Here is a 1,170-nt window from a genome sequence, read left to right as displayed (position 1 = left end):
GGTGAGAACCGTCCGCAGGGTCGCCGTTCTCACCAACCCGGCGGGGTGGCGACCGACGACGCCATCCGCTCGCTGGCGATCAGCCAGCGGCTGCTCGGGACGCGGGAGATCATCCTCATCCACCGTCGATCGTCGGCCGTCGGCCGTCGTCGGCGCCGGCAACCCGACCGGCTCGACCCTTCGTGAGCCCCCTCCTGTGCTCGACGCCCAGGTGATTCGGCGCCGGCGTGCAACCCTTGCGGCGGCGCGGCGGTGAGTAGGGCAGAGCGACGGTCCGGTCGGGTCGTCGCGTGGACGAAGAGGAATCGGATGACCGCGAGCGCATTGCACATCCCGGTGGAGGACCGGCCCGGGCCCGGCACGGCACCGGCTTCCGCGGGCGGCCCCGGCCTGCGGGAGCTCGACTTCGAGGGGTTCGCCGCCACCCGCTGGCGGCGCCTGGTACGCACCGCCTACCTGCTCACGGGCGACTACCACGAGGCCGAGGACGTGGTGCAGGCGACGTTCGCGAAGGTCTTCAGGAACTGGTCCCGGATCAGCCGCCTGGAGGAGCCGGACGCCTACGTCCACCGGGCCCTGGTGAACAACAACCTGAGCCGTCACCGGCGGCGCCGGGTCAGGCAGCTGCTCGTGCCCGTCCTCCCCGATCGGGCGCACACCGCGGGCGGCGGCCACCGCGACGTCGAGGAGCGCTCGGTGCTGCTCCAGGCGCTGGCCGAGCTGCCGCAGCGCCAGCGGGCCGTGGTCGTCCTGCGCTACTGGGAGGACATGAGCGAGTACCAGGTCGCCGAAGTGCTCGGCTGCTCGCTCGGCAACGTGAAGAGCCAGGCCAGCCGAGGTCTGGCGAAACTGCGCAGCCACCCGGTGCTGGCCCCGTACGCGGCGGGCACCGGTTCGACGATCGACGGCACGGACGGAGGCAACAGGTGATGGACACCGAGGACATGGTGCGCGGCGCCCTGCGGGACGAGGCGGCCCGGGTCGCGGTGGCGGACTGGTCCGCCGGGCCCGTGCAGGTCCACGTGCGCCGGCAGCGGCGGGGGCGCCGGATGGCGGTGGGCGCGTCGGCCGTGGCGGCCGCGCTCGCGCTGGTGGCCGGTACGGGTGCGGTCCTGTCCGCGCAGGGCGGGGGCCGGGCCGTCGGGCCCGCCTCGCAGGCCCCGCCGGCAC

The 1,170-nt window shown here is 74.5% G+C and carries 2 protein-coding genes and 1 pseudogene; all 3 read left to right on the top strand.

Features of this window, described 5'->3' with window-relative positions; all coding sequences use genetic code 11:
- A pseudogene (locus tag ACIQOV_RS42205) lies at positions 1-186 on the top strand (hypothetical protein); the annotation flags it as partial.
- Between the two features lie 123 nt (positions 187-309).
- Complete coding sequence (locus ACIQOV_RS42200) at positions 310-930, top strand: SigE family RNA polymerase sigma factor (RefSeq protein WP_401056548.1); 621 nt, start codon at positions 310-312, stop codon at positions 928-930.
- A partial coding sequence (locus ACIQOV_RS42195) for a hypothetical protein (protein ID WP_401056547.1) occupies positions 927-1,170 on the top strand: 244 nt, incomplete at its 3' end. The genes ACIQOV_RS42200 and ACIQOV_RS42195, both read left to right, overlap by 4 nt.

The organism is Kitasatospora sp. NPDC091257 (assembly GCF_044757675.1).
In the GTDB taxonomy this organism is placed as follows: domain Bacteria; phylum Actinomycetota; class Actinomycetes; order Streptomycetales; family Streptomycetaceae; genus Kitasatospora; species Kitasatospora lactacystinica.
The sequence above is the reverse complement of the archived record's forward strand: the minus strand, read 5'-3'. Positions and strand labels throughout refer to the sequence as shown.